15 protein-coding genes are annotated in these 17,218 nt (G+C 68.0%); 12 read left to right on the top strand and 3 right to left on the bottom strand.

Annotated elements, in window-relative coordinates; translation table 11 throughout:
* Positions 1-45 precede the first annotated feature (45 nt).
* From ACIP5T_RS10180 to ACIP5T_RS10140, 9 genes are all read left to right on the top strand, one after another.
* A complete protein-coding gene (locus tag ACIP5T_RS10180; RefSeq protein WP_400862817.1) occupies positions 46-984 on the top strand; it encodes a carbohydrate ABC transporter permease in 939 nt (312 codons plus the stop codon).
* Positions 984-1,802, top strand: a complete 819-nt coding sequence (locus ACIP5T_RS10175; RefSeq protein ID WP_400862816.1) for a carbohydrate ABC transporter permease — start codon at positions 984-986, stop codon at positions 1,800-1,802. Before ACIP5T_RS10180 ends, ACIP5T_RS10175 begins: the two co-directional genes overlap by 1 nt.
* A complete protein-coding gene (locus tag ACIP5T_RS10170) occupies positions 1,802-2,866 on the top strand; it encodes a LacI family DNA-binding transcriptional regulator (protein WP_400862814.1) in 1,065 nt (354 codons plus the stop codon). The genes ACIP5T_RS10175 and ACIP5T_RS10170 overlap by 1 nt, the downstream gene beginning before the upstream one ends.
* Complete coding sequence (locus ACIP5T_RS10165) at positions 2,863-5,184, top strand: glycoside hydrolase family 3 N-terminal domain-containing protein (RefSeq protein WP_400862812.1); 2,322 nt, start codon at positions 2,863-2,865, stop codon at positions 5,182-5,184. The genes ACIP5T_RS10170 and ACIP5T_RS10165 overlap by 4 nt, the downstream gene beginning before the upstream one ends.
* Before the next feature lie 12 nt (positions 5,185-5,196).
* Positions 5,197-7,506, top strand: a complete 2,310-nt coding sequence (locus ACIP5T_RS10160) for a glycosyl hydrolase family 95 catalytic domain-containing protein (protein ID WP_400862810.1) — start codon at positions 5,197-5,199, stop codon at positions 7,504-7,506.
* An 87-nt stretch (positions 7,507-7,593) separates the two neighbouring features.
* A complete protein-coding gene (locus ACIP5T_RS10155; protein ID WP_400862808.1) occupies positions 7,594-8,424 on the top strand; it encodes an ATP-binding cassette domain-containing protein in 831 nt (276 codons plus the stop codon).
* Positions 8,421-9,080 (top strand): ABC transporter permease, encoded by a 660-nt coding sequence (locus ACIP5T_RS10150; RefSeq protein WP_400862806.1) that lies wholly within the window; start codon positions 8,421-8,423, stop codon positions 9,078-9,080. Before ACIP5T_RS10155 ends, ACIP5T_RS10150 begins: the two co-directional genes overlap by 4 nt.
* Positions 9,077-9,748, top strand: a complete 672-nt coding sequence (locus ACIP5T_RS10145; protein WP_400862804.1) for an ABC transporter permease — start codon at positions 9,077-9,079, stop codon at positions 9,746-9,748. The genes ACIP5T_RS10150 and ACIP5T_RS10145 overlap by 4 nt, the downstream gene beginning before the upstream one ends.
* Positions 9,745-10,668 (top strand): ABC transporter substrate-binding protein, encoded by a 924-nt coding sequence (locus ACIP5T_RS10140; protein WP_400862802.1) that lies wholly within the window; start codon positions 9,745-9,747, stop codon positions 10,666-10,668. Before ACIP5T_RS10145 ends, ACIP5T_RS10140 begins: the two co-directional genes overlap by 4 nt.
* Positions 10,669-10,712: 44 nt before the next feature.
* Here ACIP5T_RS10140 and ACIP5T_RS10135 read toward each other — a convergent pair whose 3' ends face one another.
* A complete protein-coding gene (locus ACIP5T_RS10135; RefSeq protein ID WP_400862800.1) occupies positions 10,713-11,318 on the bottom strand; it encodes a cysteine hydrolase family protein in 606 nt (201 codons plus the stop codon).
* Positions 11,319-11,429: 111 nt separating this feature from the next.
* Here ACIP5T_RS10135 and ACIP5T_RS10130 point away from each other — a divergent pair, with 111 nt between their 5' ends.
* Complete coding sequence (locus ACIP5T_RS10130; protein ID WP_400862799.1) at positions 11,430-11,876, top strand: MarR family winged helix-turn-helix transcriptional regulator; 447 nt, start codon at positions 11,430-11,432, stop codon at positions 11,874-11,876.
* On the top strand, positions 11,873-12,853 hold the full coding sequence (locus ACIP5T_RS10125; RefSeq protein WP_400862797.1) for a zinc-binding alcohol dehydrogenase family protein: 981 nt from the start codon (positions 11,873-11,875) through the stop codon (positions 12,851-12,853). The genes ACIP5T_RS10130 and ACIP5T_RS10125 overlap by 4 nt, the downstream gene beginning before the upstream one ends.
* A gap of 92 nt (positions 12,854-12,945) precedes the next feature.
* Here ACIP5T_RS10125 and ACIP5T_RS10120 read toward each other — a convergent pair whose 3' ends face one another.
* A complete protein-coding gene (locus ACIP5T_RS10120; RefSeq protein ID WP_400862795.1) occupies positions 12,946-13,800 on the bottom strand; it encodes a 3-hydroxyacyl-CoA dehydrogenase family protein in 855 nt (284 codons plus the stop codon).
* 183 nt (positions 13,801-13,983) lie between these two features.
* Between ACIP5T_RS10120 and ACIP5T_RS10115 the strand changes: the two genes are divergently transcribed.
* Positions 13,984-15,363, top strand: a complete 1,380-nt coding sequence (locus ACIP5T_RS10115; RefSeq protein WP_400862793.1) for an NAD-dependent succinate-semialdehyde dehydrogenase — start codon at positions 13,984-13,986, stop codon at positions 15,361-15,363.
* Between the two features lie 136 nt (positions 15,364-15,499).
* Here ACIP5T_RS10115 and ACIP5T_RS10110 read toward each other — a convergent pair whose 3' ends face one another.
* Positions 15,500-17,122 (bottom strand): flavin-containing monooxygenase, encoded by a 1,623-nt coding sequence (locus ACIP5T_RS10110; RefSeq protein ID WP_400862792.1) that lies wholly within the window; start codon positions 17,120-17,122, stop codon positions 15,500-15,502.
* Positions 17,123-17,218 lie beyond the last annotated feature (96 nt).

Below are 17,218 nucleotides of genomic sequence, written 5' to 3'. Positions count from 1 at the left end.
GGAACCGATCGCAGCGATGCGATCCCGCTGAAAGGTAACAAGTCCATGACCGCTCTCCCCACGGAGAGGTCTCGGGCGAAGCGAGGCGGCCTGCAGAAAGCAGGCCGCCCCGGCTTCGTCTGGTCCCTTCCCGCGATCGCCGCCTTCGCCGTGTTCGCGCTGCTGCCGCTCGCCTTCGCGGTGTACCTCTCGTTCACGCAGTACAACGGCATCCGCCTGATCGCCCCCCAGTGGGTCGGTCTCGACAACTGGGCCCGCGTGCTGACCGACGAGGCTCTGCACCGCAGCCTCGTCGTGACGGTGGTGCTCGTGGTCCTCGCCGTCGTCACGCAGGTACCGGTGAGCATGCTGATCGGCGTGTGGGCTGCGGGCCCCCAGCGGGGTCGCGCGATCGTCGCGGCGCTCTACTTCATCCCGCTGCTGATGAGCACTGCGGCAGTCGCGGTGCTCTGGGCGTCGCTCGTCGACCCGAACTTCGGGATCCCCGCCCTGCTCGAACCTCTGCTGGGCAAGGACAATCCCTTCAGCAACATCCTGGGGGAGCCGGCGACGGCCATCGGCCTCATCGCGTTCATCTACCTCTGGGGCGCGACACCCCTGCACACGCTGATCTACCAGGGCGGGGCCCGCGCGATCCCCGAGACGCTGTATCAAGCGGCGGCGATCGACGGTGCAGGGACCGTTCGGCAGTTCTTCTCGATCACGATCCCACAGCTGCGCAACACCATCATCACCTCCACGATCCTCATGGTCGTCGGCACCTTCACCACCTTCGACCTGATCCTCATCCTCACCCGCGGCGGCCCCAGCGGGGCGACCTCGAACCTGCCGTTCTTCATGTATGACCGAGGGATCTCGGCTCTGGACTTCGGATACGGATGCGTGATCGCCGTGATCCTCATCGTGCTCGCCGCCCTCGTCTCGATCGGCATGGTGCGCGCCACCGGGTACGACAAGATGCAGGGCACCCAGGAAGGTCTGTGATGAGAACCCGTCCCAACTGGATCGCTGGGATCTTCGCCGCCCTCTGGCTCGCGATCATCATGATCCCCGTCTACGTCATGGTCCGCGCCTCCTTCGAGAGCCGCGAGACGTACGCGCAGAACGGCCCTCTCGGGCTTCCCCGCGAGTTCACCCTCGAGAACTACGTCTACGCGTTCGACCAGGGGTTCGGCCGATTCCTGCTGAACTCCGCACTGGTCACGCTCGGCACGGTGCTCATCATCCTCGTCGTGGTCCCCCCTCTCGCCTACGCGATCGTGCGCAGTGAGAGCAGGTGGGTAGCCCTCGTCTTCCGCATCATGCTCTTCGGGCTCGCGATCCCGGCGCAGGTCGTCGTGATCCCGGTGTTTTTCCTGATCGACCGGATCTCGCTCTACGACACGCTCCTCGGCATCATCATCCCCACCGCCGTGTTCCTGATCCCGCTCACCACGCTGATCCTCTCGGGAGCCATGCGCGAGATCGGCAACGAGCAGTATGAGGCGATGGCGCTGGACGGTGCCAGCTCGTTCCGGATCTTCTCGACGCTGGTCCTGCCGATGTCGAAGGGCGGGCTCGCGACGATCGTCATCTTCTCGGCCCTGAACGCCTGGAACAACTACCTGCTGCCGCTCGTGCTGACCCGCTCGGCCGACAACCGCGTCGCGACGCTCGCGCTCGGCATCTTCCGCCAGGAGTTCAGCCTCAACATCCCCGGCCTCATGTCTGCCATCGTGCTGACGGTCCTGCCGATCCTCCTGATGTACATCTTCGCCAGACGTTCGCTGGTGCGCGGGCTCATGGGCGTGGGAGGCAAGTGATGTCCGACGATCGTGCAGCACGAAAGCTCACGCTGCGGGACGTCGCGGATGCGGCCAACGTGTCGCTCGCGACGGCCTCGAAGGTCCTGAACAACCGCACCGGTGTCGGCGCGGACACCAGGGATCGCGTGAACCAGATCGCTCAGGATCTCGGGTTCGTCGCCCTCACGGAGCGTCAGCATGCGGCCCGTCAGGCGGGTGAAGCCACGATCGAGGTGCTCGTCGAGCCGGATGACGTCAGCAACCCCTACCTCGCGCTGCTGCTCGGCGGAGCCATAGAGGTGGCGAGCAGCCTCGACATCGGCCTCCTGATCCGCTCGATCGAGTCGGCGAAGGCACGCACGCCCACCGCGTGGGCGACCATGCTCGCCCGCTCGGGCCGGATCGGCGTCATCGAGGTCACCAGCGCCTACTCCGCGGCCCGCGAGCGCGCGCTCAGGGCGGCCGGGCTCACGATGGTGCTGATCGACCCGATCGACAGCCCGCGAACGACGACGTACAGCATCGGCGCGACGAACTGGGCGGGGGCCTACGAGGCCACCAAGCACCTGCTCGACCTGGGGCATCGACGTATCGACTACATCGGGGGGCCTCCCAAGGCGAGCTGCGACACCGTGCGTGCGCACGGGTGGGCGGCAGCCATGGCCGAGGCCGGCATCCGCGTCGACATCGAGGGGGTCCCTCGCAGAGCCTTCAGCTTCGACCACGGCCTCGCCGCCGCGACCGAGCTGCTCACCTCGACGAACCCGCCGACCGCGATCTTCGCCGGCAGCGATGCCTCCGCGATGGGCGTCCTCGAAGCGGCTCGACGACTCGGCGTGACCGTGCCGGACGAGCTGAGTGTCGTCGGGTTCGACGACACCGTGCTCGCCAGGGCATCCGCCCCACCGCTGACGACGGTGCATCAGCCCATCGCCGACATCGGCCGCGCCGCGGTCAGCACTCTGCTCCGGGTCTCCTCCGGAGAGCATCTCGCGACGAAACGCGTCGAGCTCTCCACCCATCTTGAAGTGCGGGCCTCGACAGCGCAGCGCCCCGAACTCCTCCGAAAGGCCGATTCATGACCCACGACGCACCCCGCGACGCCGCGTGGACCGACGTCACGCTGCCCCCTGCGCAGCGAGCCCGCGCGCTGCTCTCGCAGCTGACCCTCCGCGAGAAGCTCCAGCAACTGGGCAGCACCTGGCCGGGCTCGGAAGACCTCGAAGAGGCCGTCGCGCCGCTGCAGGAGTCGCACGAGATGGCGCTGCCGTTCGCCGAGGCGATCGTCGACGGCATCGGACACATCACGCGTCCGTTCGGCACAGCCCCGGTCGAGCCGTCCGACGGCGTCATCCGCCTCGCGAGCCTGCAGCGAGAGGTGGTGGCCGCGAATCGCCATGGCATCCCCGCGATCGCCCACGAAGAATGCCTCACCGGCCTCACAGCGTGGAAGGCGACGGTCTACCCGACGCCACTGGCCTGGGCTGCGACCTTCGACCCCGAGCTCGTCGCCGAGATGGGGGCGGCGATCGGATCCGACATGGCCGATCTCGGGGTGCACCAGGGCCTCGCGCCCGTGCTCGACGTCGTGCGCGACTACCGCTGGGGTCGCGTGGAGGAGACCCTCGGCGAGGATCCTCATCTGGTCTCCGAGATGGCAGCCGCATACGTCACGGGCCTGCAGTCCGCTGGCATCGTCGCGACGCTCAAGCATTTCGTCGGCTACTCGGCGTCGCGCGGAGCCCGCAACCACGCCCCGGTCTCGGTGGGCCCGCGCGAGCTGCGGGATGTTCTTCTTCCGCCGTTCGAGAAGGCGGTCGTCGCCGCGAACGTGCGCTCGGTCATGAACTCCTACACCGAGCTCGACGGCGTGCCGACGGCGAGCGATCGCGAGCTGCTTACGGGGGTCCTCCGCGACCAGTGGGGGTTCACCGGAACGGTGGTCTCCGACTACTGGGCGATCCCGTTCCTGCAGTCGATGCACCGCGTCGTCGATGGCCTCGGCGACGCGGGTGCCCTGGCGCTCGACGCCGGGATCGACGTCGAACTCCCGCACACGGCCGCCTATATCGAGGAACTCGCCGAGCGGGTCTCGGCGCAGACGATCGACACGGCCGTGCTGCGCGTGCTCACCCAGAAGGCCGAACTCGGTCTTCTCGATGCGGGGTGGTCGCCCGAGCGCGCCTCGACGGAGACCGTCGACCTGGACTCGACCCGCAACCGCTCGATCGCCGGCAGGCTGGCCGAGGAATCGGTCGTGCTCCTGCGGAACGAGGACGAGCGTCTCCCGCTGGCGGACGGTCCGCGGCGCATCCTCGTCGTCGGACCGACAGCGGATGACCCCAACGCGCTGTTCGGGTGCTATTCGTTCCCCAACCACGTGCTGCCGAACTTCCCCGATGCGTCGATGGGTGTCGAGGCGTCGAGCGTGCTCGAGGCCGTTCGCCGCGAGTTCCCGTCGGCGTCGATCCGATTCGTCGCAGGGAGCGCCGTGACCGCGGGCGATGACACCGGGATCGACGAGGCCGCGGTCGCTGCACGCGAAGCGGACCTCACGATCGTCGTGGTCGGCGACAGGTCGGGCATGTTCGGGCACGGCACGTCCGGTGAAGGATGCGACGTGCTCACGCTGGAGCTGCCCGGTGTGCAGCACCGTCTGGCGGAGGAGGTGATCACAGCGGCTGCGAGCAGCATCCTCGTGGTGCTCTCCGGACGCCCCTACGCGATCGGCGGGCTCGCCGGCGCGGCCGATGCCGCGCTGCAGGTGTTCTTCCCCGGGCAGGAGGGCGCGGCGGCCGTCGCGGGCGTCCTGTCGGGGCGGGTGCGGCCCAGCGGGCGACTGCCCGTGCAGATCCCCGGTGCCGCCTCGGCGCAGCCGGGGACCTACCTCGCACCTCCGCTCGCGCTGCGCAGCGAGGGCATCAGCAACATCGACCCGACTCCGGCGTTCCCCTTCGGGTTCGGGCTCGGGTACTCCCGCTTCGAGATCGCCGATGCTCGTGTCGACGGCAACACGATCGCGACCGACGGCACGGTCGTCGTCTCGACGACCGTCACGAACACAGGGGAGGAGCGGAGCACCGCGGTGCCGCAGCTCTACCTTCATGACCCGGTGGCCGATGTGACGCGTCCCGTGACTCAGCTGATCGGCTTCGCCCGTGTCGACCTCGATCCAGGCGAGTCGGCGGACGTCTCGTTTGCAGTGCACGCCGATCTCGCGTCGTACACGGACCGCTCGTTGCGGCGCAGGGTGGATCCGGGCGTGATCCAGCTACGGATCGATCACCACGCTGCCGGAGCGCAGGCTCCTGTCGCGGTCGAGCTCGTCGGGCCGGTCCGCACAGTGGACCACACGCGGGTCATGACGGTGCCGGCGACAGCCGCGATCCGAGTGCGCTGAGAGGGGCGCGGGATGAACGGATCACGGCAGCCCTGGAGCGCGTCGACGGCGGCCGTCTGGAGCGACGGCATCCTCGCAGGAACCGGCGTCGCGGGTGCCGTGCTGTACGGCGCCCCGACCCGGCACGTGATAGCGCTCGCGCATGAGGGCTTCTTCGTCCCCGCGAACAGCAGACGACCGGCGCCGCAGCTGGCTGAAGTGCTTCCGTCGGTACGGGACGCGCTCGGGGCCGGGGACGACGCCCTCGCTGCCGACCTCGTGGAGGAGGCGCTGCGGGCGCAGGAGTGGGATCCGGAGACGCTCATCTGGACCGATCCGCTCGGGCCCGTGGCGCAGCTCGAGTGGGAGCCCGACCTCGACGGGTGGAGCGACTATCGTCGCGTGGTCTCACCGGTCGACGGCGGAGCCGAAGTCGAGTGGAAGGGCGCAGGCGGCGAATCTGCGGGCATCCGCATCGTGGCCGTCCAGGGCGAACCCGGCTTCGACGTCGAGCTGTGGGCGGAGACCGTGCAGTGCGGGCGGGTCAGCCTGGTGCCCGTGAGCGAATCCGGCAGCGACGCATCGACCGTGCTCCCGGTCGACTACAGCGATCGGGTGCGCACCACCTCGCAGGTCACCGAGACCTCGCTGGCCGTGCACGTCCACGCGCAGGGGCAGACGCCAGAGGAGGATGCGGCCATCGGCGCCCGGGTGCACTCGCCGCGACCGATGCGACGGCATTCGGACGGCGGGTGGGAGGTCGTCGTCGGGCCCGACGGGGTTCGGTTCCGCGTCGATGTGGGAGAGCCGGCCGCATCGACGGTCGCCTTCGAGGATGCCGGTGCGCTCATCGGTCGTTCCGCGCTCTCGCTCGGTGGGGCGCGACGCGACGACGAGCCGGTCGAGGACATCTGGTCCGCAGCCCGGGCCGGCGATGCGAAGGCTGAGCGCCGCGTCTTCGAGATCGCCTACGCGGCGGGACGTCGCAACATCATCGTGTCGACCGGTGAGCTGCCGCCGACCCTTCAAGGGGTGTGGCAGGGCACGTGGGCGCCGGCGTGGTCGGCGGACTACACGCTCAACGGCAACGTGCAGCTGGGGTCGCTCGCGTCGGTGCTGTGGACCGGCACCCCCGAGCTTATGACCTCGCTCTTCCGGCTCGCGACCCGATTCACCGAGCACTACCGATCGAACGCCCGGAACATCTTCGGCGCCGCGGGCATGATGCTGCCTGCGCGGACGACGACTCACGGCCACGCCAACCACTTCCTGCGCGACTACCCCCACCAGTTCTGGGTGGGCAACGGGCCCTGGCTGCTGCGGCTCGCCGTCGATTACATCCTCGTGACGGGTGATCGCTCGGTGATCGACGAGTGGCTCTGGGAGTACGCCGTCGAGATCCTGCAGTTCTCGACCGAGGTCCTCGGCGCCGGGGGAGGGCACCTGAACCCGTCCTATTCGCCGGAGAACACTCCGCTGGGTCACGACAATCCGCTTGTCATGGATTCGACCGCCGACATCGCGGCGATCCGCGATGGCCTCGCCGCGGGTGCCTGGCTGGCGGGGCTGCGAGGCGATACCGCCAGAGCGAATGCATGGACGCAGGCGCGAGAGCAGCTCCCGCCGTATCAGGTCGCCGCCGACGGGGCCCTGGCCGAGTGGTCGACGCTGTGGCCCGAGAACGTCGCCCATCGCCACGCGTCCCAGCTGCAGGGGCTCTGGTACGAGCCGGATGAGCGCCTGGTCGGCGAGCTGCGTGATGCCGCCGCCCGCGCGGTCCGCAACAAGGTCGAGTGGCGGGCGGAGGATCCGTCGGGGCCCCCGGGCAACATGGAGATGGCGTTCGGCCTCACCTCCATCGCGCTCGCCGCCGTCTCGCTGGGCGATGCCGACACCGCGTACCAGTGCGCTCTGTGGCTGGCGCGGGATCACTTCACTCCCGCGCTCACGACCACGCACGACGCGGGCGCGATCTTCAATCTGGATGCCTCCGGAGCTCTGCCGGCGGTCGTCGCCGCGATGCTGCTGGGCTCCGGTTCCGGTCGGATCTCTCTCCTCCCGGCACTGCCCGATGCCTGGCCCTCGGGTCGTGTGACCGGGTTGCTCGCCAGGGGAGGCGTTCGTGTCTCGGTGCTCGACTGGGATCGGGGAGGAGTCCGCGCGACGCTCGAGCTCCCCGCGGCCACCCGCTGGTTGCGGCCTGAGGGCATCGTGGTGGTTCTCCCTGCTAACGGTCGCGTCGAGGCCGGTACCAACATCACGCAGCTCGATCGACGCAGCGTGTTCATCAGCGCGGACGCCGAGTCCGCCGAGCTGACGTTCCGCTTCGCCGAGTCCGAGTGACCGGAATCAGACCGGAATCCCACCACTCGTCACACGAAGGAATAGATTCCTAGGAATAATCTTCCTGCTCATGTAGTTTCGACTCTCGTGTCCCATCCCACCGCGCCCCGAATCGATTTCGAGCACGTCGACGTCCGATACGGTGCCGACGCGGTGCTCTCGGATCTCTCTCTGACCATCGAACCCGGGTCGCTCGTCGTGCTGCTCGGGCCCTCAGGGTCCGGCAAGACCACGCTGCTGCGCACGGTCAACCGCATGGTCGAGACCAGCGGCGGACGGGTGCTCATCGACGGTGAGGACGTCAGAGAGAAGAAGCCGGTCATGCTGCGGCGGAGCATCGGCTACGTGATGCAGGCGAGTGGCCTCTTCCCGCACCAGACGGTGGCAGACAACGTGACGACCGTGCCCCGGCTGAACGGGATGCGGCGTGCGGACGCCGCCGCGGTCGCGGATGCTCTTCTCGCCCGCGTCTCCCTCGACCCAGCGCTGGGGTCGCGGTACCCGCGTCAGCTCTCCGGCGGCCAGCAGCAGCGCGTAGGCGTGGCCCGAGCGCTCGCCGGCGATCCCCGTCTGCTCCTGATGGACGAGCCGTTCGCCGCCGTCGATCCGATCAACCGTCGCGCTCTGCAGAAGCAGACTCTCGCGCTGCATCGCGACACGGGCGCGACGATCCTCTTCGTGACGCACGACGTCGATGAGGCACTGCTGCTGGGGCAGCGCATCATCGTGCTGGGCGAGGGCGGCCGGATCGCGCAGGACGGCACGCCGTTCGACGTCCTCACCGCACCGGCCGACGCATTCGTCGCCGAGCTGATGGGCGCGACGTCGACCGAACGAGAGCTGCACATCGAGTCCACGCGAGACTCGGAAGTCGTGGTCGACGGCGCCGGACGGCCGCTGGGAGTCCTCCGGCGATGAACTGGTTCCTGAACAACCTGCCGCAGATCGGCGAGCTGCTCGGAGCGCACCTCGGTATCGCGGTGCCGGCGATCGTGCTCAGCGTGCTCATCGGGGTGCCGATCGGAAGGATCGCCCATGCGTCCGGGAGGGCACGCGGGGCGATCCTGACGTCGACGAGCCTGCTCTACGCCCTTCCGTCGCTCCCGTTGATCATCCTGATCCCGATCCTCACCGGGTTGCCGCTGCGCTCGCACGCCACGTTGATCACCGCGCTCACCGTCTACGGGGTCGCCCTGCTCGTGCGCTCGGCGGCGGACGCCTTCGCGACCGTGCCGCACGATGTCCTGGCCGCGGCGGATGCCACAGGGTATCCCCGCTGGCGGCGGGTGCTCCGGATCGAGCTGCCCCTCGCGATGCCCGTGCTGATCGCAGGCACCCGGGTGGTCGCGATGAGCTCCATCGGATTGACGACCATCGGGGCGCTCATCGGCATCCCCAGCCTCGGCAGCCTCTTCACCGACGGCTTCCAGCGGGGGATCGCCGCGGAGGTGACGACCGGGATCGTGCTGACCGTGGTGGTCGCGCTCGCCTTCGACGCCGCTCTACTGATCACCGGTCGGCTCGTGCAGCCGTGGGCCCGTGCCACGCGCCTGGCGGCGGGGGTCTCGGCATGAACCTCCTCGCAGACACGATCGCCTGGTTCGGTGATCCGGACCACTGGGTGGGGCCGTCCGGCATTCCCGTACGCGTGCTGCAGCATCTCGCACTGACGATCGCCGTCACCGTGATAGCCGTGCTCATCGCCCTGCCGATCGGCTCATGGATAGGCCACATGCGGCGTGGCGAGCTCTCCATCGCGGCGATCACGAACGGGGCGCGAGCGCTGCCGACCCTCGGGCTCGTGACCGTCTTCGCGCTGTGGCTGGGGATCGGTCTGCAGGCTCCGCTGATCGCGCTGGTCATCCTCGCCGTCCCGTCGATCCTCGCCGCGACCTATTCGAGCATCGCGTCCATCCCCCGGGAGACCATCGACGCCGCACGGGCGATGGGACACACCCGCATGCAGACGCTGGTGCGGGTGGAGCTGCCGATCGCCCTGCCCGTCATCGGGGGCGGTGTGCAGTCCGCTCTCCTGCAGGTGGTCGCCACGGCGACCATCGCCGCCTACGTCGCAGACGTCGGCCTCGGGCGCTACATCTTCGCCGGGCTGAAGTCCCGGGACTATCCCGAGATGGCGGCTGGATCACTGCTCGTCATCCTGCTCGCACTGTTCGTGCCCGCGCTCTCGGCTCTCGTCAGCAGACTCTTCATCCGATCCCCACGTCAAGGAGTACAGCAATGAACATCACCCGCACTGGCCTCGCCGCGCTGAGCGCTCTCTCGCTCGGCGGGCTGCTCGTCATGTCGGGCTGCGCGTCGGCCGATCCGCTCGGCGGCTCCTCCGGCACGGCCGACGACGACGACACGATCGTCGTCGGCTCGCAGGACTACTACTCGAACGAGATCATCGCCGAGACCTACGCGCAGGCTCTCGAAGAGGCCGACTTCACCGTCGATCGGCAGTTCCGCATCGGTCAGCGCGAGGCCTACCTCCCCGAGATCGAGGCCGGCGAGATCGACGTCTTCCCCGAGTACACCGGACCGCTGCTGCAGGTGTGGGAGCCCGACACGACGGCGCGCAAGTCGGACGACGTCTACCAGGCTCTCCAGAAGGCGGTGCCGGAGGGACTCCAGGTGCTCGACCAGTCGTCGACCACCGATGAGGACAGCTACGTCGTGACGAAGGCGTTCGCAAAGAAGTACGGTGTGACGAGCATCGCGGACCTCGCCGACGTGCCGGTGCCGCTCACGCTCGGCGGCAACTCCGAGGGCGAAGACCGTCCGAACGGTCCGCTCGGCCTGAAGGCCAGCTACGGCGTCGACGTGGCCTTCGCGCCGATCGAGGACGGCGGCGGTCCTCTCACCGTGAAGGCTCTGGTCGACGACCAGGTGCAGCTCGCGATCATCTACACCGCGAGCCCGTCGATGTCGTCGTCGGATCTCGTGGCCCTCGAAGACCCCGCCGGCCTGTTCTTGGCGTCGCACGTTGTTCCTCTCGCGTCGTCGGATCTGCCCGAGGATGCCGCGGACATCATCGACCGTGTCAACGCCGCGCTGACGCCGGAGATCCTGGTCGAGCTCAACACCGAGAGCGTCGAGACCGAGGCGTCGGCCGCGACGATCGCCACGGCGTGGCTCGACTCGATCGATCTCGAGGGCTGAGGCCTTTCGGCCCGCGGCGTGGATCGGCCGCGGCCCGACGTCGATCAGGACAGAGCGGAGACGACGGCGCTCGTGTCGGTGATCGTGGCGATGTTCTGCAGGGCGTAGTTCAACGCAGCTGCATGCCACTCGGCGTTGATGCTCGACGTGGCGTCCGAGACGATGACCGCGCGGTATCCGTGGTCGGCCGCGTCGCGCACGGTGTGCTCGACCGCCATGTTGGTCCAGACGCCGACGACGACGACGGTCGTGATGCCGAGGTTGCGCAGCATCGAGTCGAGGCCGGTGCCGTTGAACGCGCTCATGCGGGTGCGGTCGAGCACGATCTCATCGCCCGCCGTGAGGCCGTCGACGATCTCGGCTCCCCAGGTGCCGCGCTTGAGCGACTCGGGGCCGATCATGGTGAAGATCGGCGCGTTGGTGCCGCCCACCGCGACGCCGGGGTACGACACGATGCGGTTGTGGAACACCGGTGCGCCGGCGGCACGCGCGGCATCGAGGATCGTGCGCACGTGGCCGATCACATCCTGCGAGGCGGCGTGCTCGGCCGCTCCCGTCGATGCGAACGCGCCGTTCGGCAGGACGTTGTCGTTCTGCATGTCGATCACGAGGACGGCGGTGGTCGGAGCGGTGAGGGTGAGTTCTGACATGGTTTCTCCAATGAGAGTGGCGGAGTGGACGGCGTCGCCGCCGCTATATGCGAACGCATGCATGACTGTTTGTGTTCCCGAAAAGTATGTTCCCAGGAATATAATTCTCGGATGACGGTTACAGATCGTATGGACTTCTTCGACGCACTCGTCCGGTACGAGACCGACCTCTGGAACGCCGCAGAGCGCGAGCTCCAGAGTGAGACGCACATGGGGCTAGGGACGCTGCAGGCTCTGCGGGTGATCGCGAGCCACGCACCCGTGGCGCGGGTGAACGAGGTGAGCCGTGACCTCGGCATCACTATCGGAGCGGCGAGCAAGTTCGTCGACAGGCTCGAGCGTGACGGGCTCGCGGCTCGCGCGCCGCATCCGGATGACAGGCGCTCATCCCTCGTCACGCTCACCCAGACCGGAGAGCGGGCGAGGCGCGAGGGGGAGGGCGTCCTCGTCCGCTCGCTGGAGCGGCTGGTCGGAGATGTCGACCTCACTGCGGCGACGACGCTCCTCACCCGGCTCCAGGCACGGCTCGGCACGCTCGCAGAGGGGGACGCGTCGTGAGCGGCACCATGCGAGCGGTGGTCGTCGAGCATCCCGGCGGGCCGGAGGCGCTCGAGATCCGTGAGGTCACCGTGCCGACGCCGGCGAACGGCGAGGTGCTGATCAGGGTGAAGGCATTCGGGTTGAACCGATCCGAGCTGCACTTCCGCCGAGGGGCCGCGTACAGCGGCAGCTTCCCTCGCATCCCGGGAATCGAGGCGACCGGGGAGGTGGCGGAAGCGCCGGGAGGCGAGTTCGCCCCCGGGACGCAGGTCATGACGATGATGGGCGGCATGGGGCGGGAGTTCGACGGGGGCTACGCCGAGTACGTCCTGGTGCCGGCCGCGCAGGTGATTCCGTTCCGCAGCGAGCTGCCGTGGGAGCAGCTCGGAGCGGTTCCCGAGATGCTGCAGACGGCGAACGGCTCGCTCCAGGTCGGTCTGCAGGCGCAGCCCGGTCAGTCGGTGCTCATCCGCGGCGGCACGTCGTCGGTCGGCCTCGCCGCGGCAGTGCTCGCGAGGCTCCGTGGGCTCACGGTCATCGCCACCACCCGTCGCGAGCAGGCTCGACCGCTGCTCGAATCCGTCGGCGTCGATCACATCATCATCGACGACGGTGAGGTCGCTGCGCGTGTGCGCGAACTCGTGCCCGGCGGCGTCGACGGCGCGATCGAGCTGGTCGGCGTGAATGTCATGCGGGACACGCTCCGGTCGGTGCGCACCGGGGGGACGGTGTGCTTCACCGGAATGCTGTCGGACGAGTGGACGATCCCGGAGTTCTATCCGATGGAGTGGCTGCCCAATGGCGTGCGCCTCACGGCGTATTCGGGTGAGGCTGCCGACCTCGATGCGCAGGTGCTGCAGGACTACCTGGATGCGGTGTCCGCAGGAGCCGCGCGGATTCCGGTGGGTCACGTCTACGCGATGGACGAGATCGTGCAGGCGCACCGCGACATGGAGGCCGGCGTCATCGGTGGCAAGGGCGTGGTCCTCACGTGATCGGCTCTCTCGAGATCGCCCAGGCCCGAGTGCTCGCGGCCCGCGCTGCCAAGCGGTGGGCACGCGCCGCACTGGTAGCCGAGCAGACTGGGTCAGGAACTCGAATACTCGAAGAATCCTCGACCGGTCTTGCGTCCGAGGTGGCCCGCCGCGACCTTGTCCTTGAGGATCTGCGGCGGCGCGAAGCGCTCGCCGAGGGTTGCGTGCAGGAACTCGCAGATGTCGAGCCGCACGTCGAGCCCCACCAGGTCGGAGGTGCGCAGTGGCCCCGTCGCGTGCCGGTACCCGAGCTCCATCGCCGCATCGATGTCGGCGGCGCTCGCGACGTCCTCCTCGAGCATGCGCATGGCCTCGAGTGCGAGGGCGTTTCCCAGACGCGAGCTCGCGAAGCCGGGAGTGTCGTTCACGAAGATCGCGGTCTTGGCCAATGCGGCGATCCACTCCCCGGCGGCCGAGCGCATCTCCGCCGCGGTCAGCGGAGTGAGCACGACCTCGACGAGAGCAGACGGCGGCACCGGGTTGAAGAAGTGCAGACCGCAGAATCGCTCGGGACGCGAGAGGTGCTCGGCGATCTGCGTGACCGGAAGCGATGACGTGTTCGTCGTCAGCCAGGCTGAAGGGGAGAGGATCCGTTCGGCTCGCGTCAGCGCGTCGATCTTGAGGTCGAGGATCTCGGGAACCGCCTCCACCACGAGGTCGGCTGAGGCGAGATCCTCATACGCCGACGTGACGTGCAGGCGCGAGAGCGTCTCTGCCACGTCGACGGACTCGATGCGCGCCGCGGCCTTCGCGACGCCGTCGGTGAGGCGGCCGCGAGCGGATTCCATCGAAGCCTGGTCGCGCTCGACCACAGTCACCGTGGAGCCCGCCTGGGCGAAGGCCTGGGCGATCCCTGCGCCCATCCGCCCTCCGCCGATCACTCCGACGCGTTCCGGTGCACCGCTCATGACATCTCCTTCGATAGGGCCGCTCGGGCCAGACTCACATCTGCACCTATGCATGTCCAATACCTGATCGACCCGAGATTGATATCACACGTGGGTGATATGCGCGCGGCATCAGTATTGGACGACTGACCCTCTGGGGCTGCACGCTGGGTATGTACACCCGCGACGAAGCAGGAGCATTCGATGAGCGCATACAGGACGATCAACCCGACCACCGGAGAGACCCTCGAGGAGCATCCGGTCATCGACGATGCGGCGGTCGAGGAGATCCTCGCGCGATCGGCTGACGAGTACGAGCGATACCGCTCGCTGCCTCTCGCCGAGCGGACAGACACCCTCCGCCGTGCGGCAGAGCTCTTTCGCGAACGGATGCCGGAGCTCGCCGAGATCCTCACGGTCGAGATGGGCAAGCCGATCACCCAGGCCCGGGGAGAGGTCGCGCTCGTCGCGTCGATCTTCGAGTACTACGCGGACAACGCCGAGCGGTTCCTCGCCGAGGAGCAGCTCGACATCGTTGGCGGGGGAGAGGCGCGCGTGCGGACGGAGCCCATCGGTGCGCTTCTCGGGATCATGCCGTGGAACTATCCCTACTATCAGGTGGCCCGTTTCGCCGCCCCCAACCTCGCACTCGGAAACACGATCGTGCTGAAGCACGCACGCAACTGTCCTCGGGCGGCTCTCGCGCTCGAGCGCGTCCTGCACGACGCCGGGGTGCCGACGGATGCGTACATCAACGCCCTCGTCGACAGCGGCCAGGTCGCGAGGATCATCGCCGACGATCGCATCCGCGGTGTCTCGCTGACCGGTTCCGAGGCGGCCGGCGCGGCTGTGGGCGAGGTGGCCGGCCGGCACATGAAGAAGTATGTGCTCGAACTCGGTGGCTCCGATCCGTTCATCGTGCTCGACGACGCCGACATCGATGCGGCGGTCGCGGCGGCCGTCGTGGGGCGGTTCGCCAACGGAGGGCAGGCCTGCACGGCGTCGAAGCGCTTCATCGTGGTGGATGCCGTCTACGACGAGTTCACGCGCAAGTTCATCGACGCCGTGGCCGAGATCGCCGTCGGAGACCCCACGGATCCCGACACGTTCCTCGGCCCCCTCTCGTCAACCTCTGCGAGTGCGGAGCTCGACGAGATCGTCCGCGACGCCGTCGACAAGGGGGCGACTCTGCACGTCGGGCCGCAGGCGCGCCCGTCGGCGGCCTTCTACCCGCCGAGTGTGCTGACCGAGGTCACGCCCGAGATGCGCGCATACGAGGAGGAGCTGTTCGGACCGGCAGCGGTCGTCTACCGGGTCGCGTCGCCGCAGGCCGCGGTGCGACTCGCCAATTCGTCGCCCTTCGGGCTCTCCAGCAGCATCTTCACGCAGGATGCCGAACTGGCCGAGACCATCGCCGAGCAGCTCGAAGCGGGCATGGTGTGGATCAACAGCACGAGCAAGAGCGCCCCCGACCTGCCCTTCGGCGGCGTCAAGCGCTCGGGCGTGGGCCGCGAGCTCGCGAGGTTCGGCATCGACGAGTTCGCGAACAAGAAGCTCGTGCGGGTGCTCGAGCCGCTGCGCTGAGCCGACTCGCGACTGAGCCCCCGTGACATCCCGTCACGGGGGCTCAGTCGCGCACGTCCGGATCGCCGGATCGCTCTCACGTCGCAGACGACGATGCCCCGGAGTGCGGTTGCACTCCGGGGCATCCTCTGGTGTGTCAGGCGTCGACGGGCTGCTTCACCGGCGTCAGCCTGAAGCCCTTCATGCCGTTTGCCGCGACGTCGGCGAGCACCTCGCCGTACGAGCGGATGCCGGCCATGTAGAAGAGCACCGAGCTCTTCTTTCCCGGGATGTTGGCGCCGAAGATCCACGAGTCGGTCTTCGGGAAGACGGTCCCGTTCGCGATATCGCTGCAGATGACCGACCAGCCGTCCTCGACGTCCTGGGTGGTCTCGACGATCACCTGCTGCTGCTCTCCGGTGTCGATGAGCTTCGTGATGAACTCGACCTGCACCTCGATCGAGGGCACCAGGTTGGTGAACGGTCCGTTCGGCCCGAGCACCATGAACAGGTTCGGGAATCCGGTCGTCGCGATCCCGAGGTAGCTGGTCGGTGCCTCCTCCCAGTGCTGATCGGCCGTGATCCCGTCGCGACCGACCAGGTCGATGCGTCGGTAGTTGCCGTCGACGGCGTCGAATCCTGTCGCGAAGACGAGCACGTCCAGCTCGTGCACGACGCCGTCAGCCGTCTTCACGCCCTCGGGGACGATCTCGACGATCGGGTTCTCGAGGATCGAGACCAGCTCGACGTTCTCCTGGTTGTACACCTCGTAGTAGTTGTGGTTGCACAGCGGACGCTTCGCGTAGGCCTGGGTGGGCGTGAGCTTGCGGGCTGTCTCCGGGTCGTCCACGACCTGGGCGATCTTGCGACGGATGAAGTCCGCGGCGGCCTCGTTCGATTCGAGGTCGACGGCGAGATCGTTGAACGTGCCGAACATGAAGTAGAAGCCGTTGCCTCGCTGCCAGGCCTCTTCGAACACGCGCTCGCGCTCTTCAGGGGTGACCTCGGAGGCTGCGATCGTCGATTCCTCGAACCCGAATGCCACCTGCGAGCCGCGCACCTGCTTCCAGATCTCGTCGTAGCGGCTCTTGTAGCCTTCGACCTCACCCGGCTCGACCGGCCCGTTGCCGGAGGGCACGCAGTACTGCGGGTTGCGCTGGAAGACGGTGAGGTGATCGGCGATCTTCGACGAGGCGACGATGAACTGCGTGCCGGTCGAGCCCGTACCGACCACGCCGACTCTCTTGCCTTCGAGGGTGAGATCGTCCGGCCACTCCGCGGTGTGCACCGTGCGGCCGCGGAACGAATCCATGCCGGGGATGTCGGGGACATTCACCGCGGCGAGCAGTCCCAGAGCCGTCACGACATAGCGTGCGGTGTGGGATTCGCCTGCGGCGGTCGTGACGGTCCAGGTGTCGGTCGTCTCATCGAGCACGATAGAGCGGATCTCGGTGTCGAGCTCGATGTCCTTCAGAAGGTCGTGACGCTTCACGACCTCTTCGATATAGGCCAGGATGTCGGGCTGGTCGATGTACTTCCGGCTCCAGCTCCACTCCTGCAGCAACTCCTTGTCGAACGAGTAGCGGTAGAACGGGCTCTCGGTGTCGGACATCGCGCCCGGGTACTTATTCCAGTACCAGGTTCCGCCGACTCCGGATCCCTTCTCGAACAGACGGACCGTGAGCCCGAGCTGCTCGCGCAGCGTGTACAGCTGGTAGATGCCGGCGAATCCGGCTCCCACGACGATGGCGTCGTAGTCAGTCGAGTGAGGGTTCGTCATGGGAGACTCCTTCGTCTTTTCCAATCCTGGATGACCCCACTGTGCCACCGGAGGTTACATTCACTCCAATACCAAATGCACTGCTGATCGATACGC

This window comes from Microbacterium sp. NPDC088619, from assembly GCF_044752825.1.
Classification (GTDB): domain Bacteria; phylum Actinomycetota; class Actinomycetes; order Actinomycetales; family Microbacteriaceae; genus Microbacterium.
The sequence above is the reverse complement of the archived record's forward strand: the minus strand, read 5'-3'. Positions and strand labels throughout refer to the sequence as shown.